The organism is Thalassococcus sp. (genome assembly GCF_982780845.1).
In genome coordinates, this window is sequence record NZ_CEYADA010000003.1 from 152374 (window position 1) to 172994 (window position 20621).

At 57.1% G+C, this 20621-nt stretch carries 21 protein-coding genes and 1 tRNA gene (1 of these 22 running past the window's edge); 10 read left to right on the forward strand and 12 right to left on the reverse strand.

The genetic code is table 11. The annotated features are described in order from the left end of the window. Window positions 1-119: 119 nt before the first annotated feature. Window positions 120-1031, forward strand: coding sequence for a LysR family transcriptional regulator (locus tag AC4FIA_RS04810; protein ID WP_490364924.1), 912 nt, complete (start codon window positions 120-122; stop codon window positions 1029-1031). A gap of 188 nt (window positions 1032-1219) precedes the next feature. On the opposite strand, the gene AC4FIA_RS04815 is transcribed toward AC4FIA_RS04810, so the two are convergent. Continuing rightward, a complete protein-coding gene (locus AC4FIA_RS04815) occupies window positions 1220-1645 on the reverse strand; it encodes a PaaI family thioesterase (protein ID WP_490364925.1) in 426 nt (141 codons plus the stop codon). A gap of 58 nt (window positions 1646-1703) precedes the next feature. Here AC4FIA_RS04815 and AC4FIA_RS04820 point away from each other — a divergent pair, with 58 nt between their 5' ends. Genes AC4FIA_RS04820 through gluQRS form a run of 4 tightly spaced genes read left to right on the forward strand, consistent with a single transcriptional unit; the run spans window position 1704 to window position 4946 of the window. Then, window positions 1704-2492: an enoyl-CoA hydratase gene (locus AC4FIA_RS04820; protein ID WP_490364926.1), complete on the forward strand. Its 789-nt coding sequence runs from the start codon at window positions 1704-1706 to the stop codon at window positions 2490-2492. Between the two features lie 42 nt (window positions 2493-2534). After that, window positions 2535-3899 (forward strand): methylenetetrahydrofolate--tRNA-(uracil(54)-C(5))-methyltransferase (FADH(2)-oxidizing) TrmFO, encoded by a 1365-nt coding sequence (gene trmFO, locus AC4FIA_RS04825; protein ID WP_490364927.1) that lies wholly within the window; start codon window positions 2535-2537, stop codon window positions 3897-3899. Continuing rightward, window positions 3896-4102 carry a hypothetical protein gene (locus tag AC4FIA_RS04830; RefSeq protein WP_103908567.1) on the forward strand — a complete coding sequence of 69 codons (207 nt, stop codon included), beginning with the start codon at window positions 3896-3898 and terminating at the stop codon, window positions 4100-4102. Before trmFO ends, AC4FIA_RS04830 begins: the two co-directional genes overlap by 4 nt. 4 nt (window positions 4103-4106) lie before the next feature. Next, a complete protein-coding gene (gene gluQRS, locus AC4FIA_RS04835) occupies window positions 4107-4946 on the forward strand; it encodes a tRNA glutamyl-Q(34) synthetase GluQRS (protein ID WP_490364928.1) in 840 nt (279 codons plus the stop codon). Between the two features lies 1 nt (window position 4947). Here the strand turns inward: gluQRS and hisI are convergent, their stop codons facing one another. Further along, window positions 4948-5307 carry a phosphoribosyl-AMP cyclohydrolase gene (gene hisI, locus AC4FIA_RS04840; RefSeq protein WP_490364929.1) on the reverse strand — a complete coding sequence of 120 codons (360 nt, stop codon included), beginning with the start codon at window positions 5305-5307 and terminating at the stop codon, window positions 4948-4950. Between the two features lie 68 nt (window positions 5308-5375). Here hisI and AC4FIA_RS04845 point away from each other — a divergent pair, with 68 nt between their 5' ends. Further along, window positions 5376-5828, forward strand: a complete 453-nt coding sequence (locus tag AC4FIA_RS04845) for an iron-sulfur cluster assembly scaffold protein (protein WP_490364930.1) — start codon at window positions 5376-5378, stop codon at window positions 5826-5828. A gap of 513 nt (window positions 5829-6341) precedes the next feature. Here the strand turns inward: AC4FIA_RS04845 and recG are convergent. From recG to AC4FIA_RS04865, 4 genes are all read right to left on the reverse strand, one after another. Next, window positions 6342-8432 carry an ATP-dependent DNA helicase RecG gene (recG, locus tag AC4FIA_RS04850; RefSeq protein ID WP_490364931.1) on the reverse strand — a complete coding sequence of 697 codons (2091 nt, stop codon included), beginning with the start codon at window positions 8430-8432 and terminating at the stop codon, window positions 6342-6344. After that, window positions 8429-10567, reverse strand: a complete 2139-nt coding sequence (gene ligA, locus AC4FIA_RS04855) for an NAD-dependent DNA ligase LigA (protein ID WP_490364932.1) — start codon at window positions 10565-10567, stop codon at window positions 8429-8431. The genes recG and ligA overlap by 4 nt, the downstream gene beginning before the upstream one ends. Before the next feature lie 178 nt (window positions 10568-10745). Next, window positions 10746-11462 (reverse strand): response regulator transcription factor CtrA, encoded by a 717-nt coding sequence (gene ctrA / locus AC4FIA_RS04860; protein ID WP_103908572.1) that lies wholly within the window; start codon window positions 11460-11462, stop codon window positions 10746-10748. Window positions 11463-11559: 97 nt separating this feature from the next. Next, window positions 11560-11838, reverse strand: a complete 279-nt coding sequence (locus AC4FIA_RS04865; protein ID WP_103908573.1) for a DUF1153 domain-containing protein — start codon at window positions 11836-11838, stop codon at window positions 11560-11562. 121 nt (window positions 11839-11959) lie between these two features. Here AC4FIA_RS04865 and mnmA point away from each other — a divergent pair, with 121 nt between their 5' ends. Next, entirely contained in the window at window positions 11960-13102 is a 1143-nt protein-coding gene (gene mnmA / locus AC4FIA_RS04870; RefSeq protein WP_287473179.1) for a tRNA 2-thiouridine(34) synthase MnmA, read from the forward strand. A gap of 98 nt (window positions 13103-13200) precedes the next feature. Beyond that, window positions 13201-13617 (forward strand): VOC family protein, encoded by a 417-nt coding sequence (locus AC4FIA_RS04875; protein ID WP_490364933.1) that lies wholly within the window; start codon window positions 13201-13203, stop codon window positions 13615-13617. 19 nt (window positions 13618-13636) lie between these two features. On the opposite strand, the gene AC4FIA_RS04880 is transcribed toward AC4FIA_RS04875, so the two are convergent. After that, a complete protein-coding gene (locus tag AC4FIA_RS04880) occupies window positions 13637-14095 on the reverse strand; it encodes an Lrp/AsnC family transcriptional regulator (RefSeq protein WP_103909366.1) in 459 nt (152 codons plus the stop codon). A gap of 130 nt (window positions 14096-14225) precedes the next feature. On the opposite strand from AC4FIA_RS04880, the gene hppD reads away from it, so the two are divergent. Next, the gene (gene hppD, locus AC4FIA_RS04885; protein WP_490364934.1) at window positions 14226-15323 is read left to right on the forward strand and encodes a 4-hydroxyphenylpyruvate dioxygenase; all 1098 of its coding nucleotides are present in this window, start codon (window positions 14226-14228) and stop codon (window positions 15321-15323) included. Window positions 15324-15335: 12 nt separating this feature from the next. Here the strand turns inward: hppD and AC4FIA_RS04890 are convergent, their stop codons facing one another. From AC4FIA_RS04890 to AC4FIA_RS04905, 4 genes are read right to left on the reverse strand one after another with little or no spacing between them, the layout of a single operon-like run. After that, window positions 15336-16544 (reverse strand): beta-ketoacyl-[acyl-carrier-protein] synthase family protein, encoded by a 1209-nt coding sequence (locus AC4FIA_RS04890; RefSeq protein WP_287473182.1) that lies wholly within the window; start codon window positions 16542-16544, stop codon window positions 15336-15338. Further along, on the reverse strand, window positions 16541-16813 hold the full coding sequence (locus AC4FIA_RS04895) for an acyl carrier protein (protein WP_103908578.1): 273 nt from the start codon (window positions 16811-16813) through the stop codon (window positions 16541-16543). Before AC4FIA_RS04895 ends, AC4FIA_RS04890 begins: the two co-directional genes overlap by 4 nt. A gap of 37 nt (window positions 16814-16850) precedes the next feature. Further along, on the reverse strand, window positions 16851-17942 hold the full coding sequence (gene lpxD, locus AC4FIA_RS04900; protein ID WP_490364935.1) for a UDP-3-O-(3-hydroxymyristoyl)glucosamine N-acyltransferase: 1092 nt from the start codon (window positions 17940-17942) through the stop codon (window positions 16851-16853). 29 nt (window positions 17943-17971) lie between these two features. Then, window positions 17972-19585 (reverse strand): L,D-transpeptidase family protein, encoded by a 1614-nt coding sequence (locus AC4FIA_RS04905; protein ID WP_490364936.1) that lies wholly within the window; start codon window positions 19583-19585, stop codon window positions 17972-17974. Window positions 19586-19899: 314 nt separating this feature from the next. Between AC4FIA_RS04905 and mepK the strand changes: the two genes are divergently transcribed. Further along, window positions 19900-20469 (forward strand): peptidoglycan L,D-endopeptidase MepK, encoded by a 570-nt coding sequence (mepK, locus tag AC4FIA_RS04910; RefSeq protein WP_490364937.1) that lies wholly within the window; start codon window positions 19900-19902, stop codon window positions 20467-20469. Between the two features lie 130 nt (window positions 20470-20599). Here mepK and AC4FIA_RS04915 read toward each other — a convergent pair. Next, window positions 20600-20621 (reverse strand) — tRNA-Asp (locus AC4FIA_RS04915) (it continues 155 nt past the right edge of the window).

Genomic DNA, 20621 nt, shown 5'->3' on the forward strand with positions numbered 1-20621 from the left:
GGTCACAATTTCTGACCTGCCTAGAATTTTTTACAGAAACCATTGGCGTCCTGTATATTTACACCCTAAGTGGGTCGTTGTTTCGTGCAGGATAGAAAAAGCGCAGGATTGTAAGTTAAATGGATTGGGACAAGCTAAGAATATTTCACGCGGTGGCCGATGCGGGTAGCCTCACGCATGCCGGTGAACAGCTGCACCTGTCACAATCTGCGGTTTCACGCCAGATTCGCGCGCTTGAAGAAGCCCTCGATACCACACTTTTCCATCGCCACGCACGCGGACTGATTCTGACCGAGCAAGGCGAACTGCTGTTTGATGCGACCAAGTCGATGAACAAACGCATTGATGCGGCAACCGCGCGCATCCGCGACAGCGAAGAAGAAATCTTCGGTGTTCTGCGTGTGACGACGACCACGGGCTTTGGCTCTTTGTGGCTCGCCCCGCGCCTTCCCAAGCTCTACGAAAAATACCCCCAGCTGAATATCGATCTGATGCTGGAAGAACGCGTTCTGGACCTGCCGATGCGCGAGGCCGATGTTGCCATCCGTATGAAAGAGCCAAGTCAGGCTGACTTGATCCGCAAGCGGCTTATGAACATCAAGATGAAGCTCTATGCGTCGCCGGACTATCTGAAGGAACACGGCACGCCCCAGACGCTGGAAGACCTGAGCAATCACCGCCTGATCTGCCAGAACACCCGCACCGCACAGGTCAATGCGGGCCTTCAGCTGGTCCAGATGTTGATGACTTATGACATCAAAGCGACCCTGTCCGTGAACAATTACTTCGGTGTGTTGCAGGCCGTGATCTCGAATCTGGGGATTGGAGTGTTGCCGGATTACATCATCGAGGATTTCCCCTCGGTCGTGCGCGTTCTGCCCGACGTGGAATCCGGCGAAGTGCCCGTATTTTTGGCCTATCCGGAAGAATTGCGCCATTCCAAGCGGATAGAAGCGTTCCGCGACTTCGTTCAGGAAGAAATCATTGCCCACCGTCGGCATTTGCAGGCCATGGCCAGCAGTTCAACTTGAGGTATGCACTAGGCGCATAGCAGAAATGCTGCGCCTGCGGCATATCGTTTCTTGATCGACTCATTTCCGATCACTAAATGAGCAATTGAACGATGTAGCGCCTCTTGGCGCAGCGTCTTCAAACCTCCCTGTTGGACTATGGCCGAGCTTTGCTCGGCCTTTTTTTTGGTTTGATGTAATTTGAACAGTTATCCGCGTTTTGGCGGGATCGAGTAGGTCAAGTTCGCACGGGCCACCGGTTCGGCCATGCCTTCGGAATAAAGCAGCACATCACAAACGCTCAGTGCGCGGCCCAGTTTCAGCACGCGGCATTCCGCCAGCACGTCTTTGCCAGACTCGGGCTTGCGCATGAAATCGATCGAACAGTTCGTGGTCACGGCAAGCGCCTCTTTCCCGATCCGCGCCATCGTCGCGACGTAAGCCGCGACATCGGCCAGCGCGAACATCGCAGGGCCGGATACCGTACCACCGGGGCGCAGGTGCTTTTCATCCTCGAACAGACGCATCACCAACAGATTTTCGTCCAAACGATCGATTCCGAACATGCCCCTGACCTGCGGAAACACCTGATCAAGATAGGGCATCATTTCATCTTTGGTGATCTTGATCGTCATTCTGCTTTCCTCCCGCTTTTCGTTCGCTAAGCTGGCCCGCAAAGGGAGGGAGAACAAGATGGCAATATTGGAACGTCGCGACACTGGCGCCATTGCACATTTGCACATGAACGCGCCGGAACGGCTGAACGCTTTGTCCGATGAAATGTTGGCCGCGCTGCAAGAACAATGTGATGCGCTGATGCAGGATCGCACGATCCGTGCGGTGATCCTGTCAGGCGAAGGCAAGGCATTTTGCGCAGGCCACGATCTGAAACAGATGACGGCCGCGCGCCAGAACGAAGACGGCGGCAAAGCCGCGTTCAAGGATCTGTTCGACCGTTGCGCCCGATTCATGCAAAGCCTGAACAAACTTCCCCAGCCCGTCATCGCACAGGTCCATGGCATTGCCACGGCCGCTGGATGCCAGTTGGTCGCGACCTGCGATATGGCCGTCGCTGCCGAAGGAACGCGCTTTGGCGTGAACGGCGTGAACATCGGCCTCTTCTGTTCGACCCCGATGGTCGCGCTTAGCCGAAACATCCCGCGCAAACATGCGTTTGAAATGCTGACAACAGGCCAGTTCATCGACGCCAGCCGCGCGCAGAAACTGGGGCTGGTGAACCGTGTTGTTCCCGCTGACCAGTTGGAAAGCGAAACATGGGCGTTGGCCGAACTGATCGCCTCCAAACTCGGGGCAGCTATGAAGATCGGGAAAGAGGCATTCTACAACCAGATCGATCTGCCCTTGGCCGAGGCATACAGCTATACCGGCGACGTCATGGTCGAAAACATGCTGCATCGCGACACAGAAGAAGGCATCGCCGCCTTTCTGGAAAAACGCGATCCGGATTGGGATCAGGACTAACACCCCGTGACAATGCAGGGCAGAGACACTATCTGCCCTAGCATGACAAAAACGCTTCATATCATCGGCGGCGGTATGGCCGGATCCGAGGCCGCATGGCAGGCCGCACAGATGGGTGTGCCCGTGGTCATTCACGAAATGCGCCCCAAGGTCGAAACCTTTGCCCACCAGACGGGCAACTTCGGCGAAATGGTTTGTTCCAACTCGTTCAGATCGGACGACCATGAACAGAACGCTGTCGGCCTGCTGCATTGGGAAATGCGTGCCGCAGGTGGCCTGATCATCTCGACCGCCTATGACCATCGCCTGCCCGCAGGCGGTGCGCTGGCCGTTGACCGCGATCCTTTCGCGGAATCCGTGACCAAGGCCCTGATGGATCACCCGCTGATCAGCGCGTCTTATGAAGAAATCACCGAACTGCCTGAAGACGGCCATTGGATCATTGCGACAGGCCCCCTGACCTCTCAAGGTCTGGGTCAGGCGATTGCGAATGAGACGGGCGCCGAGTCTCTGGCGTTCTTCGATGCCATCGCCCCCATCGTCTACGCAGACAGCATCGACATGTCGAAAGCGTGGATGCAGTCCCGCTATGACAAGGGCGAGTCCGAGGAAGAGCGCAAAGCCTACCTCAACTGCCCGATGGACAAAGACACTTACGAGGCCTTCATCGACGCGCTTCTGGCCGCCGACAAAACCGAATTTCACGAAGGTGAAACGGCTGGCTACTTTGACGGCTGTCTGCCCATCGAAGTGATGGCAGAACGCGGCCGTGAAACGCTGCGCCACGGCCCGATGAAGCCTGTTGGCCTGACAAACCCGCACGCACCCGAAGAAAAGGCATATGCCGTTGTGCAGCTACGCCGTGACAACGCGCTGGGTACGCTGTTCAACATCGTGGGTTTCCAGACCAAGATGAAATACGGCGCACAGACAGACGTGTTCCGCATGATCCCCGGTCTCGAAAACGCGCGTTTCGCGCGACTGGGCGGCATCCACCGCAACACCTTTATCAACTCGCCCACGCTGCTGGATGCGCAGATGCGTCTGAAATCGCGCCCGAACATTCGCTTCGCGGGTCAGATCACAGGTGTCGAGGGCTACGTTGAATCCGCCTCGATGGGCCTTCTGGCGGGTCGCATGGCCGCCGCCGAAATCCTTGGCATCGAACTGCCCGTCGTCCCCCAAGACAGCGCTCATGGCGCGCTTGTGCACCACATCACAGGCGGGGCCGAGTCCAAGACCTTCCAGCCCATGAACGTGAACTTCGGCCTGTTTCGCCCGCTTGAGGAAAAGGTCAAAGGTGGTCGTCGTGGCCGCAAGGACCGCTACAAGCTTTATACAGATCGCGCTAAGGCAGTCTGGACGGAATGGCTTGAACAGGCACCGCAAAAGGAGGCCCCAGAATGAACTATGTGCTCGCGCTTTTCCTGCCCCCTCTGTCGATCCTGTTGGCGGGCCGCCCGTTTGTGGCGATCATCACCTTCATCATCTGGATCCCCGCGATCATCTTCTCTGGCGGTCTCACGCACCCGATGTTCATTCTTCTGGCGTGGATTCTGATCTACCAAAGCCACGAAGACCGCCGCGCCCGCCGGATGAATCGCGACTAGGCCAATGCGCACGCGCTTTGCCCCCTCACCGACCGGCCCTTTGCACTTGGGCCACGCCTATTCAGCCTGTTTGGCCCATGACATGGCAGTCGCCGAGGGGGGCACTTTCCTTCTTCGGATCGAAGACATCGACCAATCCCGTGCCCGCCCTGAGTGGGAGGCACAGATTTACGACGATCTGCACTGGCTGGGGCTGAACTGGCCCACACCGATGATGCGCCAGTCCGACCGGATGGCGGCCTATGACGCGGCGCTCGATCAGCTCTGGGATGCAGGCCTACTATACCCATGTCACTGCAATCGTCGCGATATCCTTGCCGCCTTGGACACCCCGCAGGAAGGTGTCGAGCCACCTGTAGGCCCCGATGGCGTGATCTATCCTGGCACGTGCCGCCCCACCACGGCCCCCTCAGGCCCGCGCCCCAAAGATGCAGCGCTACGTCTGAATATGGCCCTCGCATTGGAACGGCTGGATACGCCGATCACCTATTCGGAAACCGGCACCGTCCCGATGATCGTCAGCGCAAATCCTTTGGCTGAAATAGGCGACATCGTCCTCGCCCGCCGCGACATGGGCACCTCTTACCACCTGTCCGTCACGGTCGATGATGCGGAACAAGGCATCACCCACGTCGTTCGCGGCGCTGATCTGGCCGAAGCCACACAAATCCATGTGCTGCTACAGCGCCTGCTGAACCTGCCGACCCCGACCTACCATCACCACAAACTGATCAGGGACGAAAACGGCAAACGGCTCGCCAAACGGGACGACGCCAAGGCCATCGCGCTCTACCGAGAACAAGGCAAAAGCCCTCAAGATGTCCGTCAAATGGTAGGACTGTAATTCAATCCAAAGGCGTCATCAGCTCGACTTCTTCGCCATCCCGAACGGCCGTGTAAAAACAGCTTCGGCGGTTCGTGTGGCACGCGGGCCCCACCTGACGCACAACGGCCAACAGGCAATCACGATCGCAATCCAATCGCAGGTCCACCAACGTCTGCACATGCCCCGAGGTTTCGCCCTTCACCCAGAACGACTGACGCGAACGCGACCAGTATGTCACCTTGCCCGTCTCTAACGTCCGGGCTACGGATTCGGCGTTCATCCACGCCATCATCAAAACCTCGCCCGTCCCCTCATCCTGAGCGATACAGGGGATCAGGCCACGATCGTCATAGACCAAGGTCGCAGGATCAAAGGACATGGGCAAAAACCTTTTTGAAAGATGCGCGCGAACGCTTATCTAAAGAAGACCACGGGAAAGGGAAAGCCATGGCAGGCGACAGCGATCTGATCAAACTCTACTCTCAGCGCATTCTGGCGCTGGCTGCGGATATTCCCAACACAGACCGGCTTGAGGCCCCTGATGCAACGGTCAAGAAACGCTCACCCCTGTGCGGATCGACCGTCACCGTTGATCTGAAAATGACCGATGGCCGCGTCAGCGCCTATGGCCAAGACGTCAAAGCCTGCGCTTTAGGTCAGGCCGCCGCGTCCGTCGTCGGCAGCGCTATCGTCGGCTGCACTCACGAACAAATTACAGCGGCACGCGATGCCCTGAAAGAGATGCTCAAAAACGACGGCCCCACGCCACCCGCCCCCTTCGAGGAACTCGAAGTTCTGCGTCCCGCGGCGTCCTACAAAAACCGACATGCATCGATCCTGCTGGCACTGGATGCCGCCAGCGAGGCTGCGGAAATGGCGCTGTCTGAAAAAACCGCCTAACCGCGCGCCTGCACCAAACATCCCCAAACAGACCATCCCGAGGCTCTGGCCAACAGCCAGAGCCGAGATAGACCTGCGCATGACCGCAGGTCATGCCCTGCTGGGAAACGCCCCATCCAAAAGAAAAAAGACCGCCCCTCGGGAAAAGGGCGGTCAAAGTGGCGTGTCTCACGTGGGATCCGGTTGTTCCGCAAAGCGATGGGGACAGGCGTGTCAGTCGCTGGCATCAACTAGGGCAGAGATGCAAAAGGCGGTCCGGCGTAAGGACGCAGGCAGAAAAGCAATCAGACTCAGAGATGAAGCGCCCCGACAAGGATCACAACCAAAGACAAAGCGCCCAACGCATCCTGCAGGATTGTATCGCGCGACCGGTCCATCGTGGTTTTGATCTGCTTAATCATGGCAACCTTCCTCATTGTCTGGTTGCCCTTTTGTTCTCATAGATTCGCCCTCATGTAAAGAACTTTTTAAGAACATTTGAGAACATTACAGAACAAACAGGAACAAATCGGGTTAACCGACCTTGATCAAACGGATCGCCTCATCCTGCCGCATCAGCCACAAAAGCGTTCTTGCGGCTTCTCCACGCGGGCTTTTCAGTTGTGGGTCATCCGCCATCAATCGCCGCGCATCGCTTTGTGCCGTGGCCATCAAACCGGCCTGATGTTCCATATCCGCGATGCGGAATCGCGGCAGTCCGGACTGCGCCGTGCCGATCAAATCCCCTGCCCCGCGCATTTCCAGATCCACCTCGGAAATCCGGAACCCGTCTTCGGTTTCGCGCATCGTCGTCAGGCGCTTCAATCCCCCTTCGCTTAAGGGCGGTTGATAGAGCAGCAAACAGGTCGAGGCCTGATCGCCCCGCCCGACGCGCCCGCGCAACTGATGCAACTGGGCAAGACCAAAGCTTTCGGCGCGTTCGATCACCATGATCGTCGCGTTGGGCACGTTCACCCCCACCTCGATCACCGTTGTCGCGACCAGAACAGCCGTTTTGCCGGCCACGAACTTGGCCATCGCTGCGTCTTTGTCCGCCGCAGGCATCTGCCCGTGGACCAAACCCACGACATCGTCACCTAAAACCGCGCGAAGGCGTTTGAACCGTTCATCCGCTGCGGTCAGATCAATGCTTTCGCTTTCTTCCACCAGCGGGCACACCCAGTAGGCCTGACGCCCTTCATCAATCGCCTTACGCAGGTGATCAACGACCTCGTCCATGCGTTCGTTTGACAACAAAGCTGTCTTGATCGGCTTCCGACCGGGCGGTTTTTCGTCCAGCACGGACACGTCCATGTCGCCATATTGCGCCAAGGCCAGACTGCGCGGGATCGGCGTGGCCGTCATCACCAGAACATCAGCCACCGGTCCCTTTTCACCCAGCTCAAGCCGCTGCCGGACGCCAAAGCGATGCTGTTCGTCCACGATGGCCAGCCTCAGGTCGTGAAACACCACATCCTTCTGAAACACCGCATGCGTGCCCACCAGCACATGGATATCGCCACGCGCCAACGCCGCCAGTTTGGCGGCCCGTTCTTTGCCCTTGTCGCGCCCCGTCAGGATTTCGATCACAACGCCCGCGTCTTCCGCCAAGGGCTGAAGGCTTTCGAGATGCTGCCGCGCAAGGATTTCCGTAGGCGCCATCATGACGCCCTGCCCTCCAGCCTCGACCGCGATCAACAACGTCATGAAGGCCACCAACGTTTTGCCCGCGCCTACATCCCCTTGCAAAAGCCGGTTCATCCGCTGCGGCGAGGCCAGATCAGCGGCGATATCCTCCATCGCGCGTTCCTGTGCACCCGTCGGCCGATACGGCAATGCTGCCAAAACCTTGGATCGCAACCGCCCGTTTCCTACGGTCGCCCGCCCCGGGCTGGCCTTTCGCGTGGCCCGTGCGATCGCAAGCGTCAGCTGATGCGCCATGAACTCATCATAAGCCAACCGCCTGCGGATCGGTGACGTGGGCAGCACATCATCCATCCGCTCGGGCCGATGGGCCGCCCGCATGGCATCCGCCCAAGACGGCCAGCCCTCTTTCTCTTTTTGTGCAGGATCGATCCATTCCCGCAGATCAGGCAGCTTGGACAACACATCGCTGCTGGCCCGCGTCATCAGCTTTTGCGTCACACCCGACGTCAGATGGTAAACCGGTTCGAATAAAGGCAGTTCGTCCGCCTCGCTTTCGCGCAGAATATGATCCGGATGCACCATCTGCGCGATACCGTCGAAAAACTCGACCTTGCCCGAGACTATGCGCGTCTGGCCTGTGGGCAGCACCTTGGACAGGTAATCACCACGCGCATGAAAGAACACAAGCTGGAAACTGGTCTGCGCATCCTCGACGTTGATCCGGTAAGCCCCGCCTTTATTCCGCGCCGGACGGTGGTCGCCCACTGTGACTTTGACGGTCAAAACCTTAGGCAATTCGGCACCTTGCACCGTGTCCACCGGACGGCGATCGATCATCGAATAGGGCAGCGTGAACAACAGATCACGCGGCGCTTCTATGTGCAGGTGTTGCAGGTTCTGGGCAATCTTGGGCCCGACACCGTCCAGCGTCTTTAAATCCGCGAAAAGCGGGAAAAGTATCTCGGGACGGCCGCTCATGCCTGTCCGATCAGATCCAGCCAAGCGTCTTCATCAAGGATTTCGATCCCCAATTCTTGCGCCTTCTTTTCTTTCGAACCGGCACCGGGCCCCGCAATCAGAATATCGGTCTTCTTGCTGACGCTGCCGGATACTTTCGCGCCCAACGCCTCGGCCCGCGCTTTGGCTTCCGCGCGTGTCATTCGCTCTAAAGTGCCGGTAAAAACAACGGTCTTGCCCGCGACAGGCGACCCATCAGTCTGCGGTTTGGCCGCCTCTTGAACATCCAGATGGGCGACAAGCCGGTCAATGGATTCCCGCTCGGCCGGTTGGTTCATGGTCGACACCAGAGATTGAGCCAAAACCTCGCCCACGCCATCGATGGCGATCAGATCTTCCCACGCAGGACCGGAAAAATCGGCCGCTTCGGTGACCGCTGTTTCAAACGCGGACCATGTCCCATAGTGGCGCGCCAGAAGATTTGAAACGACCTCGCCAACGTGGCGGATACCAAGGCCAAAGATCAATCGACCCAAGGCAATTTTCCGACGCTCATCAATCGCGTCGAACAGGTTGTTGGCTGATTTTTCACCCCACCCTTCGCGGTTCTTCAATTGCTGAAGGCCCGAGCTGTAGTTTTCCCGCAAAGTGAAGATATCGGCAGGCTCTTTGATCCAGCCATCGCGATAGAACTGCTCGACCTGCTTGGCGCCCATGCCTTCGATATCGAAAACAGCACGAGACACAAAGTGCTTCATCTTTTCAACGGCTTGCGCGGGGCAAATCAAGCCGCCAACACACCGGCGGACAGCGTCGCCTTCCTCACGGATCGCCTCGGACCCGCACTCTGGGCAGCTGTGCGGAAACTGATAGGGCTCGGCATCGGCGGGGCGTTTGGACAAATCCACATCAGCGACCTTCGGGATCACATCGCCTGCGCGATAGACCTGAACCCAGTCACCGGCGCGGATATCCTTGGGATTGCCGTTTTCATCAGGCCGGATGACTTCGCCCTTTGCGCCAAGGCCCGCGATATAATCTTCGTTGTGCAATGTCGCGTTCGACACCACGACACCGCCCACCGTCACCGGTTCAAGACGCGCCACAGGGGACAAAGCGCCTGTACGACCGACCTGAATGTCGATCCCCGCCAGCCGTGTCCACGCCAGTTCCGCGGGAAACTTGTGTGCCGTCGCCCAGCGCGGCGTCGTCGACCGGAACCCAAGACGGTGCTGCAGCGCCAGATCGTTTACTTTGTAGACCACGCCATCGATGTCGTAGCCCAAGGTGGCACGCTGTTCTTCGATGGCTTTGTAATGCGCCAACATCTCGGACGGGCCGTCGCAGAGTTGGGTCAGAGGATTGGTTTGAAAGCCCAGCGCTGCCAGCCTTTCGATGGATTGCATTTGCGTTTCCGCAAGAGGTTCAGAGTGATCACCCCACGCATAGGCAAAAAAGCGCAAAGGCCTCGCGGCTGTTATTTTCGCATCCAACTGGCGCAGGCTTCCGGCTGCGGCGTTGCGCGGGTTTGCGAAAGTCTTACCCCCAGCGGCCTCTTGCCGTTCGTTCAAGGCCGCAAAATCTTCGTGGCTCATGTACACTTCGCCGCGCACCTCAAGAACCTCGGGCGCGCCCTTAATTTCTTGCGGGATGTCGGCAATCGTTCGGGCGTTGGCTGTTACATTTTCACCGACCGAACCGTCACCGCGCGTGGCCGCTTGAATGAGCCGACCATTTTCGTATCGGAGGCTAAGGGAAAGACCGTCGATTTTCGGCTCAGCCGTGTAAACAAGTTCCGCCTCGGCCGAGAGACCAAGATAGCGGCGGATACGGTCATCGAATTCCGCGACCTCTTCTTCCTCAAAAAGGTTCGACAATGACAACATCCGGACTTTGTGTTCGATCTTGTCGAAACCCGATGCCGGAGCTGCGCCAACTTGGTCGCTTGGGCTGTCTTCTCGTTTCAGATCGGGAAAACGCGCTTCGATCTCGGCATTGCGCCGTTTCAGACGGTCGTACTCCGCATCGCTGATTTCAGGGGCGTCGTCCGTGTGGTACGCTTGGTTTGCCTCGGCAAGCAGGCCAGAAAGGCGCTCCAGTTCGGCACGCGCCTCATCAATTGTCAGCTTTTCGATTGAAATCTCAGTCGCGGTCATACCAGTGCGTCGCCCATCAAAACAGTTCTACAGATGTGATAGGGCTGTGATCCGCATTTATCCAGTGCCCGTGGCAAAGAGCCTGCCATTCGCAGCACGTGGGTCCGAAATTCTTAAAAATGAATGCCCCGCACCTTATAAAGGCACGAGGCATTTCCCGGGGACGCGGGAGGAGACTTCAGGCGCTGGCGGCCAAAGCGGGCTCTTGCCCTGCGCTCGACTGAGGATCACGCAGAACGTATCCGCGGCCCCAGACGGTTTCGATGTAGCTCGGTTCACCCGTTGCTTCGCTCAGCTTCTTGCGCAGCTTGCAGATAAAAACGTCGATGATTTTCAGCTCGGGCTCGTCCATTCCACCATAAAGATGATTCAGAAACATTTCTTTTGTAAGCGTCGTGCCCTTCCGCAGGCTGAGCAGTTCAAGCATCTGGTATTCTTTGCCCGTCAGATGAACCGTTTCGCCACGTACATCGACCGTCTTCGCATCCAGATTTACGTTGATCAGACCCGTCGAGATAATCGATTGCGAATGACCTTTGGAACGGCGAATGATCGCGTGGATACGTGCGACCAGTTCTTCGCGATGGAACGGCTTGGTCAGATAGTCGTCCGCCCCGAACCCGAAACTTTTCAGTTTACTTTCAGTGGCATCGTCACCCGACAGGATCAGGATCGGCGTGCTGACCTTAGCGTTCCGCAACTGGCGCAACACCTCGTGGCCGGTCATGTCCGGCAAATTGATGTCCAGCAGGATCAGGTCATAGTCGTAGAGTTTCGCCAGATCGACGCCCTCTTCGCCCATGTCCGTCGAATAGACGTTCAGATTCGCATGGGTCAGCATCATTTCGATGCTTTTGGACGTGGTCGGATCATCTTCGATCAGAAGGACGCGCATTTTTTTCGTCTCCGCGGGTTAGGTCGTGTGTCGGAGGGAGTTTGGGGCTTATTGGTTAATCACCCCTTACTATACATGCGCAAATTAAAAACACAACTTAAAGTTGATTTCTTTCCGGGTGCCAAGTTGCGTGTAAAGCTGCTTTGCCATCAGCAAGGTAGGACGAAATCCATTCGCCCAATTCATCCTCGCTCAAATCATACTTCTCATATGCTTGTTTTTTAGTAATCAACCCGAACATGACGCCTTTGACAACCAAAAGTTTACGCGACGCCACCCAACGCACGGTATTCGTGGGTGGCAGGTCGGCCCGCGTCATCACGGTTCCGTCTGGCAGTGAAACGGCCCTTGGCCCTTCGATCTTCTTCAGATACATGTGTCGCTTCCGTTTTCGGTTCGCAGTCATCTGCGGACATCCTACTTAAAGAGCAGTGAAAGCGGTCCTTGAGAGTAGTTCGGATTTTCCTATATTTTGTCCGACCTGAAAGGAGGTCGCGATGGCCCTCGACACGACACAACTGAACTCCCTTGGCTTCCCCAAGCCCCCATCCGAGACCCGTGTGGTCGTCGCCATGTCCGGCGGCGTCGACAGTTCGGTTGTGGCTGCGCAGCTTGCAGAGGAAGGCTATGACGTCGTTGGTGTGACCTTGCAGCTTTATGATCACGGGGCTGCTTTGGCCAAAAAAGGCGCGTGCTGTGCGGGCATCGATATCCACGACGCGCGGCGCGTGGCCGAGGAAATGGGCTTCCCACACTACGTTCTGGATTATGAGAACATTTTTAAGGATGCGGTGATTGACGAGTTCGCCGAAAGCTATCTGGCGGGCGCAACCCCTGTCCCCTGCATCCGTTGCAACGAACGGGTAAAGTTCAAGGATCTTCTGGAAACCGCCAAAGACCTAGAAGCCGACTGCATGGCGACCGGTCACTATATCCAGCGCAAGATGGGCGCGAACGGGCCGGAACTGCATTGTGCCGAGGATGCGAACCGCGATCAAAGCTATTTCCTGTTCTCGACCACGCCGGAGCAGCTTGATTACCTGCGCTTTCCGCTGGGCCATCTGCCGTCCAAGGATGCGACCCGCGCCTTGGCGTCCAAATACGGCCTGCCGGTTGCTGACAAGCCCGACAGTCAGGACATCTGCTTTGTCCCAGACGGCAACTACGCAAGCGTCATCGAAAAGCTGCGCCCCGGTGCTGCTGAACCTGGCGACATCGTACATGCCGATGGCCGCGTTCTGGGCACACATCGCGGCGTGATCCACTACACGATCGGACAGCGCCGCGGTCTGGGTATCGGCGGACTGGATGAGCCGCTTTATGTGGTCAAACTGGACGTGGACACGAAGCAAGTTGTTGTCGGCCCGAAGGAAATGCTGGCTACCCGCACCATTCCTGTGCGCGAAATCAACTGGCTCGGGGACGAGCCGTTCACTTCGCAAAAGGAATGGCATCTGTCGGTCAAGGTCCGTTCGACCCGCCCGCCGACCGAGGCCGTGATCCGCCCTATTTCGGAAACTGAGGCCGAGGTTGAACTGATGGTTGCCGAAGAAGGCATCTCTCCCGGTCAGGCTTGCGTGTTTTATGCCAACGAAGGATCGCGCATCTTTGGTGGCGGCTGGATCTGGCGCGGGTATTGATCCGACATTCTGAACGGTGTCTGTCCTATCCTTCCAAACATGTTTAGGCTGATTGAAATCAATTGGCCTGAACAAAACACATTTGGAAAACGGATATCATGATCGCCTATGTCACCGTCGGCGCGAACGACATTTCTCAGGCAAAGCGTTTCTACAATGCGATCCTGCCTTCGCTTGGCTATGCGCTGACTGAAAATCACGAGGGCCTAAGCTATTCATTGCCCGTGCCTCAGGGTGAAACACCTGTTTTTCCGGATTTCTATGTAAAGCCGCCTTTTGACGGACAACCGGCCTCGGTCGGCAACGGCAACATGGTCGCGTTCGAGGCGCCTTCCCAACACGTGGTCCGCGAACTGCATACCTCGGCGTTGAAGGCTGGTGGAACGAACGAAGGTGATCCCGGGTTTCGCGAAGCGTATAGTCCTACCTTCTATGTCGCCTATCTTCGTGATCCCGAGGGCAACAAGATCGCGCTGTTTTCAAGCAATCCAAATGAACCGACGCGCGACGAATAGCCGGGCAAGCTCAGGCCACCTATCCCAACGGCAGCGGCGCGTCCGCCTTGGGCTGATCCATAACGATCTGACTATGTACGCGGCTGACGACGGGATTGGCCAGCAGCACCTCGTGGATCAGTCGGTTCAGTGACGCCAGATCAGGACAATAAACACGTAGCAGGTAATCGGCCTCGCCCGTCATCGTCCATGCCGAGGTGATCTCGGGCCGTGTTTTCAATAGCCGTGCAAAGCTTGCCCCGTGTTCGGCTCCGTGGCGATCCAGTTGCACCTGCACAAAGGCCTGCACCGACAGCCCCAGTTTCGCCGGATCAAGCCGCGCGGCGTAGTGATGGATGACACCGGTTTCTTCCAGCTTCTGACGCCTCCGTCCTGCCTGACTGGCCGAAAGGTGCAGAACCTCACCCAGCTCTTGCGCTGTGGCCTGACCGTTTTTCTGAAGGTGCTCCAGCAAACGCAAATCGACCGGATCAAGAATCATGCGCAAACTCCGCGTCATTTCACAAATCTATGCGCAATATATACGATTTTTCAAAATCCATCACCCACAATACGCACAACCCGCATCAAATCAGAGGGATACTGGCCTAAAATAACAGGAGGTTCCCATGGGCCCATTTCCACACGACGCACCACAATCCACAATTACACCCGAAAACCCCGCAGGCACCGACGGGTTCGAATTTGTCGAATTCGCCCATCCAGAGCCGCAGGAACTGCGCGATCTGTTCACCAAGATGGGCTATGCCCACGTCGCCAATCACAAGACAAAACAAATCGAGCTTTGGCAGCAAGGCGATATCACCTACGTGCTAAACGCCGATCCTGACAGCTTTGCGGCCAAGTTTGTGGAAGAACACGGCCCCTGTGCCCCGTCGATGGCGTGGCGCGTTGTCGACGCCCAACATGCCTTTGAACATGCCATAAAAAACGGCGCAGAGCCCTATGAGGGCGATGACAAAACCGTCGACTGGCCCGCGATCAAAGGGATCGGTGGCAGCCTGCTGTATTTCACGGATCAGTATTACGACACCTCGCCGTACAACGCGGAATTCGACTGGATCGAGCAAAGCAAACCGCGCGGCGTGGGCTTCTATTACCTCGATCACCTGACCCACAACGTGTTCAAAGGGAACATGGACAAATGGTTCGGCTTTTATGGCGAGCTGTTCAATTTCCGCGAAATCCGGTTCTTTGACATCGAAGGCAAATACACCGGTCTGTTCAGCCGCGCCCTGACGTCGCCCTGCGGTCGTATCCGCATTCCGATCAACGAAGATCGCGGCGAAACCGGCCAGATCGTTGCCTATCTGAAGAAATACAAAGGCGAAGGCATCCAGCACATCGCCGTGGGCGCGCGCGACATCTATGACGCCACTGACGCGATTGCTGACAATGGACTGAAATTCATGCCGGGCCCGCCGGACACCTACTATGACCTAAGCTTTGATCGCGTCTCGGGCCATTCCGAGCCACTGGACCGCATGAAAAAGCACGGCATCCTGATTGACGGCGAAGGTGTGATTGATGGCGGCGAAACCAAAATCCTGCTGCAGATTTTCTCGAAAACCGTGATCGGCCCGATCTTTTTCGAATTCATCCAGCGCAAAGGGGATGACGGCTTTGGTGAAGGCAACTTCAAAGCCCTGTTTGAAAGCATCGAACGGGAACAGATCGAAAATGGGGAACTGACGGCTGCGGAATAATCCGCAGCCCCCTCAGAATTTTTGAAGCGCCAGAACCGCGTTCAAACCACCAAAGGCAAAGGCGTTCGAGAGGGCGGCTTTGACCTTGGCCTCGCGCGCTACGTTCGGCACCACATCCAGCGCGCATTCCGGATCGGGTTCTTCATAGCCAATCGTCGGCGCGATGATCCCGTCTTTCAGTGCCATGATGCAGGCCAACAGCTCAACCGCGCCTGTGCCCCCGATCAGGTGACCGTGCATGGATTTGGTCGACGACATCATCAGTTTATCCGCATGGGTCCCGAATACATCCGCAACAGCGGCGGATTCGGTTTTGTCATTGGCTGCCGTGCCTGTTCCGTGTGCGTTGATATAGCCGACGTCGGATTTGTTAAGGCCTGAGTTTTTCAACGCCCCAGAGATCGCCCGCGCGGCCCCCTGCTTGGATGGCATAACGATGTCAGCGGCATCCGATGACATGGCGTACCCCACGACCTCGGCCAAAATCTCGGCCCCGCGTGCTTTGGCATGTTCGTATTCTTCAAAGACAAAGATGCCCGCACCTTCGCCCTGCACCATGCCATTGCGTGTCGCGGAAAACGGGCGGCAGGCGTCTTTGGACATAACGCGCAGCCCTTCCCACGCTTTGATCCCGCCAAAACACAGCATGGACTCGGACCCGCCTGTGACCATGACAGGCGCCATGCCGGAGCGAACAAAGGAAAACGCCTGCGCCATTGCGTGGTTCGACGACGCGCAGGCAGATGCCACGGTAAAAGACGGGCCTTTGATGTTGTACTGCATGGAAACGTGGCTACAGGCCGCGTTGTTCATCAGTTTGGGCACGACAAAGGGATGAACGCGGTTCTTCCCCTCTTCATACACAGCGCGATAGTTTTCGTCCTGCGTGGTCAGGCCGCCACCCGATGTACCCAGAATAACGCCTGAAGTCGCCGCCAGCTCGCCCTCGAACCGGATACCGGACTGCTGGATCGCCTCTTCCGCGGCAATCAGGGTGAACTGGGTATAGCGGTCATACAGCGCGATTTGCTGGCGATTGAATCGCTCTTCAGGCTCATATCCATGAACCTGCCCGCCGATCTTGATGCCCAGACGGTCCACATCGCGAATATCCAACGGGCCGATCCCGCAGCGGCCTTCGCGCATGGCCTCGAAAGTGGAAGGAACGTCATGGCCCAGCGCGTTGATCGTTCCCGCGCCGGTGATAACGACGCGTTTCACGACTTCTGCTCGCGGATCAGCTGCTCGACCCCTGTCACGATGGACGCGACCGAGGATATATCAAAATCGCTTTCTTGCGGGTCGTTGGCATTGAAGGGGACCGAGATGTCAAAGGCCTCTTCAATCGCGAAAATGCATTCGACAAGGCCCAAGGAATCAATGCCCACGTCTTCCAAGGACATATCGACAGAGACGTCAGAGGGTTCCAACACAGCCTGTTCGGCAATGATTTCAATCACCTTCTCAGTCACGTTGGCCTGATCTGTCATTTGGGTCGCCCTTTGGTCTGCGCGTTCTGCGAACGATTTAGGTATTAGATTCGCCGTTTGAAACAGATTTTCGTAACAAAGATACGTCACGGAACAAGCGCGGCAAACGACGAAGCCCTTTGTAGACTTCGATGTGCGTTTCCATCTTCATGGCGGGATAGCCCAGCATCACGCGGCCTGCTGGAATGTTCGACAGAACAACGGTGCCACCGCCAGTGATGACGTTCTCGCCAATGTTCAGGTTGTCACTGATTCCGGTCTGTCCGCCCAGAACAGTCCCTCGCCCGATCTTGGACGATCCGGCCACACCGGTTTGAGCACAGATCAGACAGTCATCTTCGATCACCACGTTGTGGCCGATCTGGACAAGGTTATCGAACTTTACACCGTTGCCGATAAACGTGTCGCGCACAGTGCCACGGTCGATACAGGAATTTGCGCCGATCTCGACGTCATTGCCGATAGTGACACCGCCCAGCGAATGGATACGCGCCCATTGCTGCGCATCCGTCGCGCCTTCGGCCCCCAGACTTTCGCGCGCCTTTTCTACGCCCGACGGCTCAGGCGTGACGAATGAGAACCCATCACCACCGATGGCTGCCCCTGGCTGGGCGATAAAGCGATCGCCAATGGTCACACGCGCGCCGATTTTCACACCAGAGTGCAGAACCGCACCAGCACCCAGTCGCGCGTTCCAGCCGACGTGGCAATGCGGGCCAATTACAGAATTGTCGCCAATCACAGCCTCGGGGCCGATCACAGCCAATGGGCCGATCGTCACATTCGCGCCAATCTTTGCAGAAGGGTCAACGACCGCCGACGGGTGAACGCCGCTGCCATAGCCCTGCCCCGGATCCATCATGCCCGACAGTCCCGCCATCGCGAAACGCGGACGCGGGGCAACAATCGCGGCTTTCAGGCCGAACGCCCGCCAGTCGGCCCCATCCCACATCATGGCTGCTTGCGCCTGACCATCTGCCAATGTCTCGGCAAACTCGGGCTTGATCGCCATCGCCAGTTGATCTGGGCCGCAGGCAGCCGGTTCGTTTACACCGGTCACGACCAGTGTTTCATCGCCATGCACGGCTGCACCCAGCGCTTTGGCAATTTCACCCAAACTGTATTTCATGGCAGGCTCCGGTCTGACTGACCGCTGGTTTAGCTTTCTCCGGAGATAAGAGCCACCCCTGCCCGTTCAAGCGCCGACCATACCGCTGCGTCACGCCCGTAGATGTCGTCACGGTACTGGGTGCGGCCTTTGGCCTGCGTAAAGGCCGTGCGGTAGATCAGGTGCACCGGAACGGGCGCTTCCAGATTGACGCGGGTTTCGCGGCCGGTTCGCAAATGTGATTGGAACACACCAACCGGATCGGATTCTTGCTTGGCCAAAAGCGCGTAGGCAAAGTCGAACGGATCGTTAAGACGCACGCAGCCATGCGAATACGCGCGCACTTCCCTTTGGAAGAGGCTCTTGGCAGGCGTGTCGTGCAAGTAGATGTTGTACTTGTTCGGGAACATGAACTTAACCAGTCCCAACGCATTGCGCGGGCCCGGAGGTTGACGCATCGCAAAAGGAAAGCTTTGTGCCGAATATTGCGAAAATCCATTGCCTCGGTTTACTTTGCGACCACGGCTGTCTGTGATCTCTAGATGCCCGACAGCCCCCGGATTGCTTCGAAGAAGGGGCAAATATTCCTTCACAACGATGGACCGCGGCACGTACCAGCTGGGGTTCACAACCATGAACTCCATAACATCGGAAAACTCGGGCGTCCGGCGGTCGGCATTGCGGGCACCTACCACGGCGCGGGTTTCAAACGTGACTTTCTGGTCGTCATAGATACGCGCCATGAATTCGGTTAGGTTCACCTTGATGTGGCGCTGCCCCCAACCTTCCGGCTGGTTCAGCCAGCGTTCACGTTCCATAGCGACAAGAACAGATTTCAAACGATCCTCGGCGCTGACGTTCAGCGCCTTCAGGGTTGCGTCACCCGCGACACCGTCTGCTTCCAGACCATGATCCAGTTGAAACGCCTGAACCGCAGACACAATACTGGTTTCATATTCCGCGACAGACGTCTCTGGCAGATATCCCATGCGAATCAAACGATTGCGAAGCGCCACGACGCGCGCGCCGGATTGACCCGGTTCGATTTTGCCGCCCCCGACGGTATCGCCCCAGCCGCCGCGGGCAACAAGATTGGTCAGCCGCATTTTTTCGCGCATCAGACGGCGATATTCGTGGGACGTTGGCGCCAATGTCCGGAAAAACGCATCCGGTTCGCTTGTCGCAAGTTGTTCCAGAAGATCTTTCGCCGCACGAACAGGCGCCGGGCGTTTGATATCGCTATGCGCTTTGCGCGGGTCCAGAATGCCCGACTGCAGATCACGCGCGAATCCCAGAAAAACCTTTGTCAGTTCAACGTCCAGAACGCCCTGCTCACGAACCGACTTGGCGAACTGCATGTCCGACAGGATTTGCGACGGATCGTATCGCTGCGCGGGCAGCCCATGGGCACCAGCCGCATCGAGCGCCTTGATCAGCGCCGCACGTCGGGCGAGTTGAACGTCGTCCGAGCCAGTCCAAAAGGGTTCAAAACCTCTCGAACGGTAAAATTCCGCGATGGATTCATCCTGAGATGCCGTTTCCGCAACGGCTGTCTTGAAGGCTGTGACCTGTGCGTGCGAAAGATCTGGCATGCCAAACGCCGCGGCCAGAACGACCCCCGACATCACTGTCAGCCTTACTTTTTTACGCACCAGTTCAAACATACTGCCCTCCGCCAGGAAAAATTGTTACAGCCTACAATCGCATGTGCTGAGTGGCTGTCTATTCACAATTAACGGAATGGTCGCCTGAATTTAAAATTTGCTGCATTCTCGTCAAACCGTCGCGGCACCGATGCCACAGTTCTGGGAAATAAGCAGAAAATCGCCCAAACCACCTTGTGAAGGAACCAAATCGGATTCTTCGCTTTCGGTTCGATTCATGATATGTAAAGTATCGGCAGGCATCTGGGGGATAGATGGCAGGGCTCTTGCAATGACAGGGGCCATACAGGACAGAAACGGGACAGGCAGTTCTAATGACAGACGTACGCCCAAGCAGCATTTCGCGGCGCGGCCTTTTGCAGGCATTCGCAGCCACGACACTCACAGCAGCACCGACTTTTGCCAATGCCGCAGGCTTTCTTCGTGGTGGTGGCGATATCCGCCGCATCAAGATGTACTCTGGCCGCACCGGTGAACGGATCGACATGATCTACTGGGTGGATGGCGATTACATCGCGGACGCTGTGAAAGAGATTAACTACTTCATGCGCGACTGGCGCAACGGCAAGGTCAAACAGATTGACCTGCGCACAATCGATATTATGGCAGCTTCGCACAACCTGCTGGATGTTAGCGAACCCTACATGATGCTTTCCGGCTACCGCAGCCCTGAAACCAACGCAATGTTGCGCTCGCGCTCTTCAGGTGTGGCCAAAAATTCTCGTCACATTCAGGGTCAGGCAGCAGACCTGCGCCTTGCGTCCCGCTCGGTCAGCCAGATTGCACGTGCCGCATCGTCGTGCCGTGCCGGTGGCGTCGGCCGCTACAGCGGATCAAACTTCGTTCACATGGATTGCGGCCCGGTACGCACCTGGGGCAGCTAAGCCTGACGGCAAACGAAATATATAAGGGCGTCCAATCGGGCGCCTTTTTCTTTTCCGAAAACAGACTCCTGTAAAGCTGACCAAACATCAGCGTCTTCAGAGGTGTCTTGTCAAACTGTAGAAGAAGAAGTGGCGCGGTTGACGGGGCTCGA

Excerpts from the sequence above, each read along its gene's own strand:
- AC4FIA_RS04810 (WP_490364924.1), top strand. The coding sequence starts at position 120 with ATGGATTGGGACAAGCTAAGAATATTTCACGCGGTGGCCGATGCGGGT.
- AC4FIA_RS04815 (WP_490364925.1), bottom strand. The coding sequence starts at position 1,645 with ATGACGATCAAGATCACCAAAGATGAAATGATGCCCTATCTTGATCAG.
- AC4FIA_RS04820 (WP_490364926.1), top strand. The coding sequence starts at position 1,704 with ATGGCAATATTGGAACGTCGCGACACTGGCGCCATTGCACATTTGCAC.
- trmFO (WP_490364927.1), top strand. The coding sequence starts at position 2,535 with ATGACAAAAACGCTTCATATCATCGGCGGCGGTATGGCCGGATCCGAG.
- AC4FIA_RS04830 (WP_103908567.1), top strand. The coding sequence starts at position 3,896 with ATGAACTATGTGCTCGCGCTTTTCCTGCCCCCTCTGTCGATCCTGTTG.
- gluQRS (WP_490364928.1), top strand. The coding sequence starts at position 4,107 with ATGCGCACGCGCTTTGCCCCCTCACCGACCGGCCCTTTGCACTTGGGC.
- hisI (WP_490364929.1), bottom strand. The coding sequence starts at position 5,307 with ATGTCCTTTGATCCTGCGACCTTGGTCTATGACGATCGTGGCCTGATC.
- AC4FIA_RS04845 (WP_490364930.1), top strand. The coding sequence starts at position 5,376 with ATGGCAGGCGACAGCGATCTGATCAAACTCTACTCTCAGCGCATTCTG.
- recG (WP_490364931.1), bottom strand. The coding sequence starts at position 8,432 with ATGAGCGGCCGTCCCGAGATACTTTTCCCGCTTTTCGCGGATTTAAAG.
- ligA (WP_490364932.1), bottom strand. The coding sequence starts at position 10,567 with ATGACCGCGACTGAGATTTCAATCGAAAAGCTGACAATTGATGAGGCG.
- ctrA (WP_103908572.1), bottom strand. The coding sequence starts at position 11,462 with ATGCGCGTCCTTCTGATCGAAGATGATCCGACCACGTCCAAAAGCATC.
- AC4FIA_RS04865 (WP_103908573.1), bottom strand. The coding sequence starts at position 11,838 with ATGTATCTGAAGAAGATCGAAGGGCCAAGGGCCGTTTCACTGCCAGAC.
- mnmA (WP_287473179.1), top strand. The coding sequence starts at position 11,960 with ATGGCCCTCGACACGACACAACTGAACTCCCTTGGCTTCCCCAAGCCC.
- AC4FIA_RS04875 (WP_490364933.1), top strand. The coding sequence starts at position 13,201 with ATGATCGCCTATGTCACCGTCGGCGCGAACGACATTTCTCAGGCAAAG.
- hppD (WP_490364934.1), top strand. The coding sequence starts at position 14,226 with ATGGGCCCATTTCCACACGACGCACCACAATCCACAATTACACCCGAA.
- AC4FIA_RS04895 (WP_103908578.1), bottom strand. The coding sequence starts at position 16,813 with ATGACAGATCAGGCCAACGTGACTGAGAAGGTGATTGAAATCATTGCC.
- lpxD (WP_490364935.1), bottom strand. The coding sequence starts at position 17,942 with ATGAAATACAGTTTGGGTGAAATTGCCAAAGCGCTGGGTGCAGCCGTG.
- AC4FIA_RS04905 (WP_490364936.1), bottom strand. The coding sequence starts at position 19,585 with ATGTTTGAACTGGTGCGTAAAAAAGTAAGGCTGACAGTGATGTCGGGG.
- mepK (WP_490364937.1), top strand. The coding sequence starts at position 19,900 with ATGACAGACGTACGCCCAAGCAGCATTTCGCGGCGCGGCCTTTTGCAG.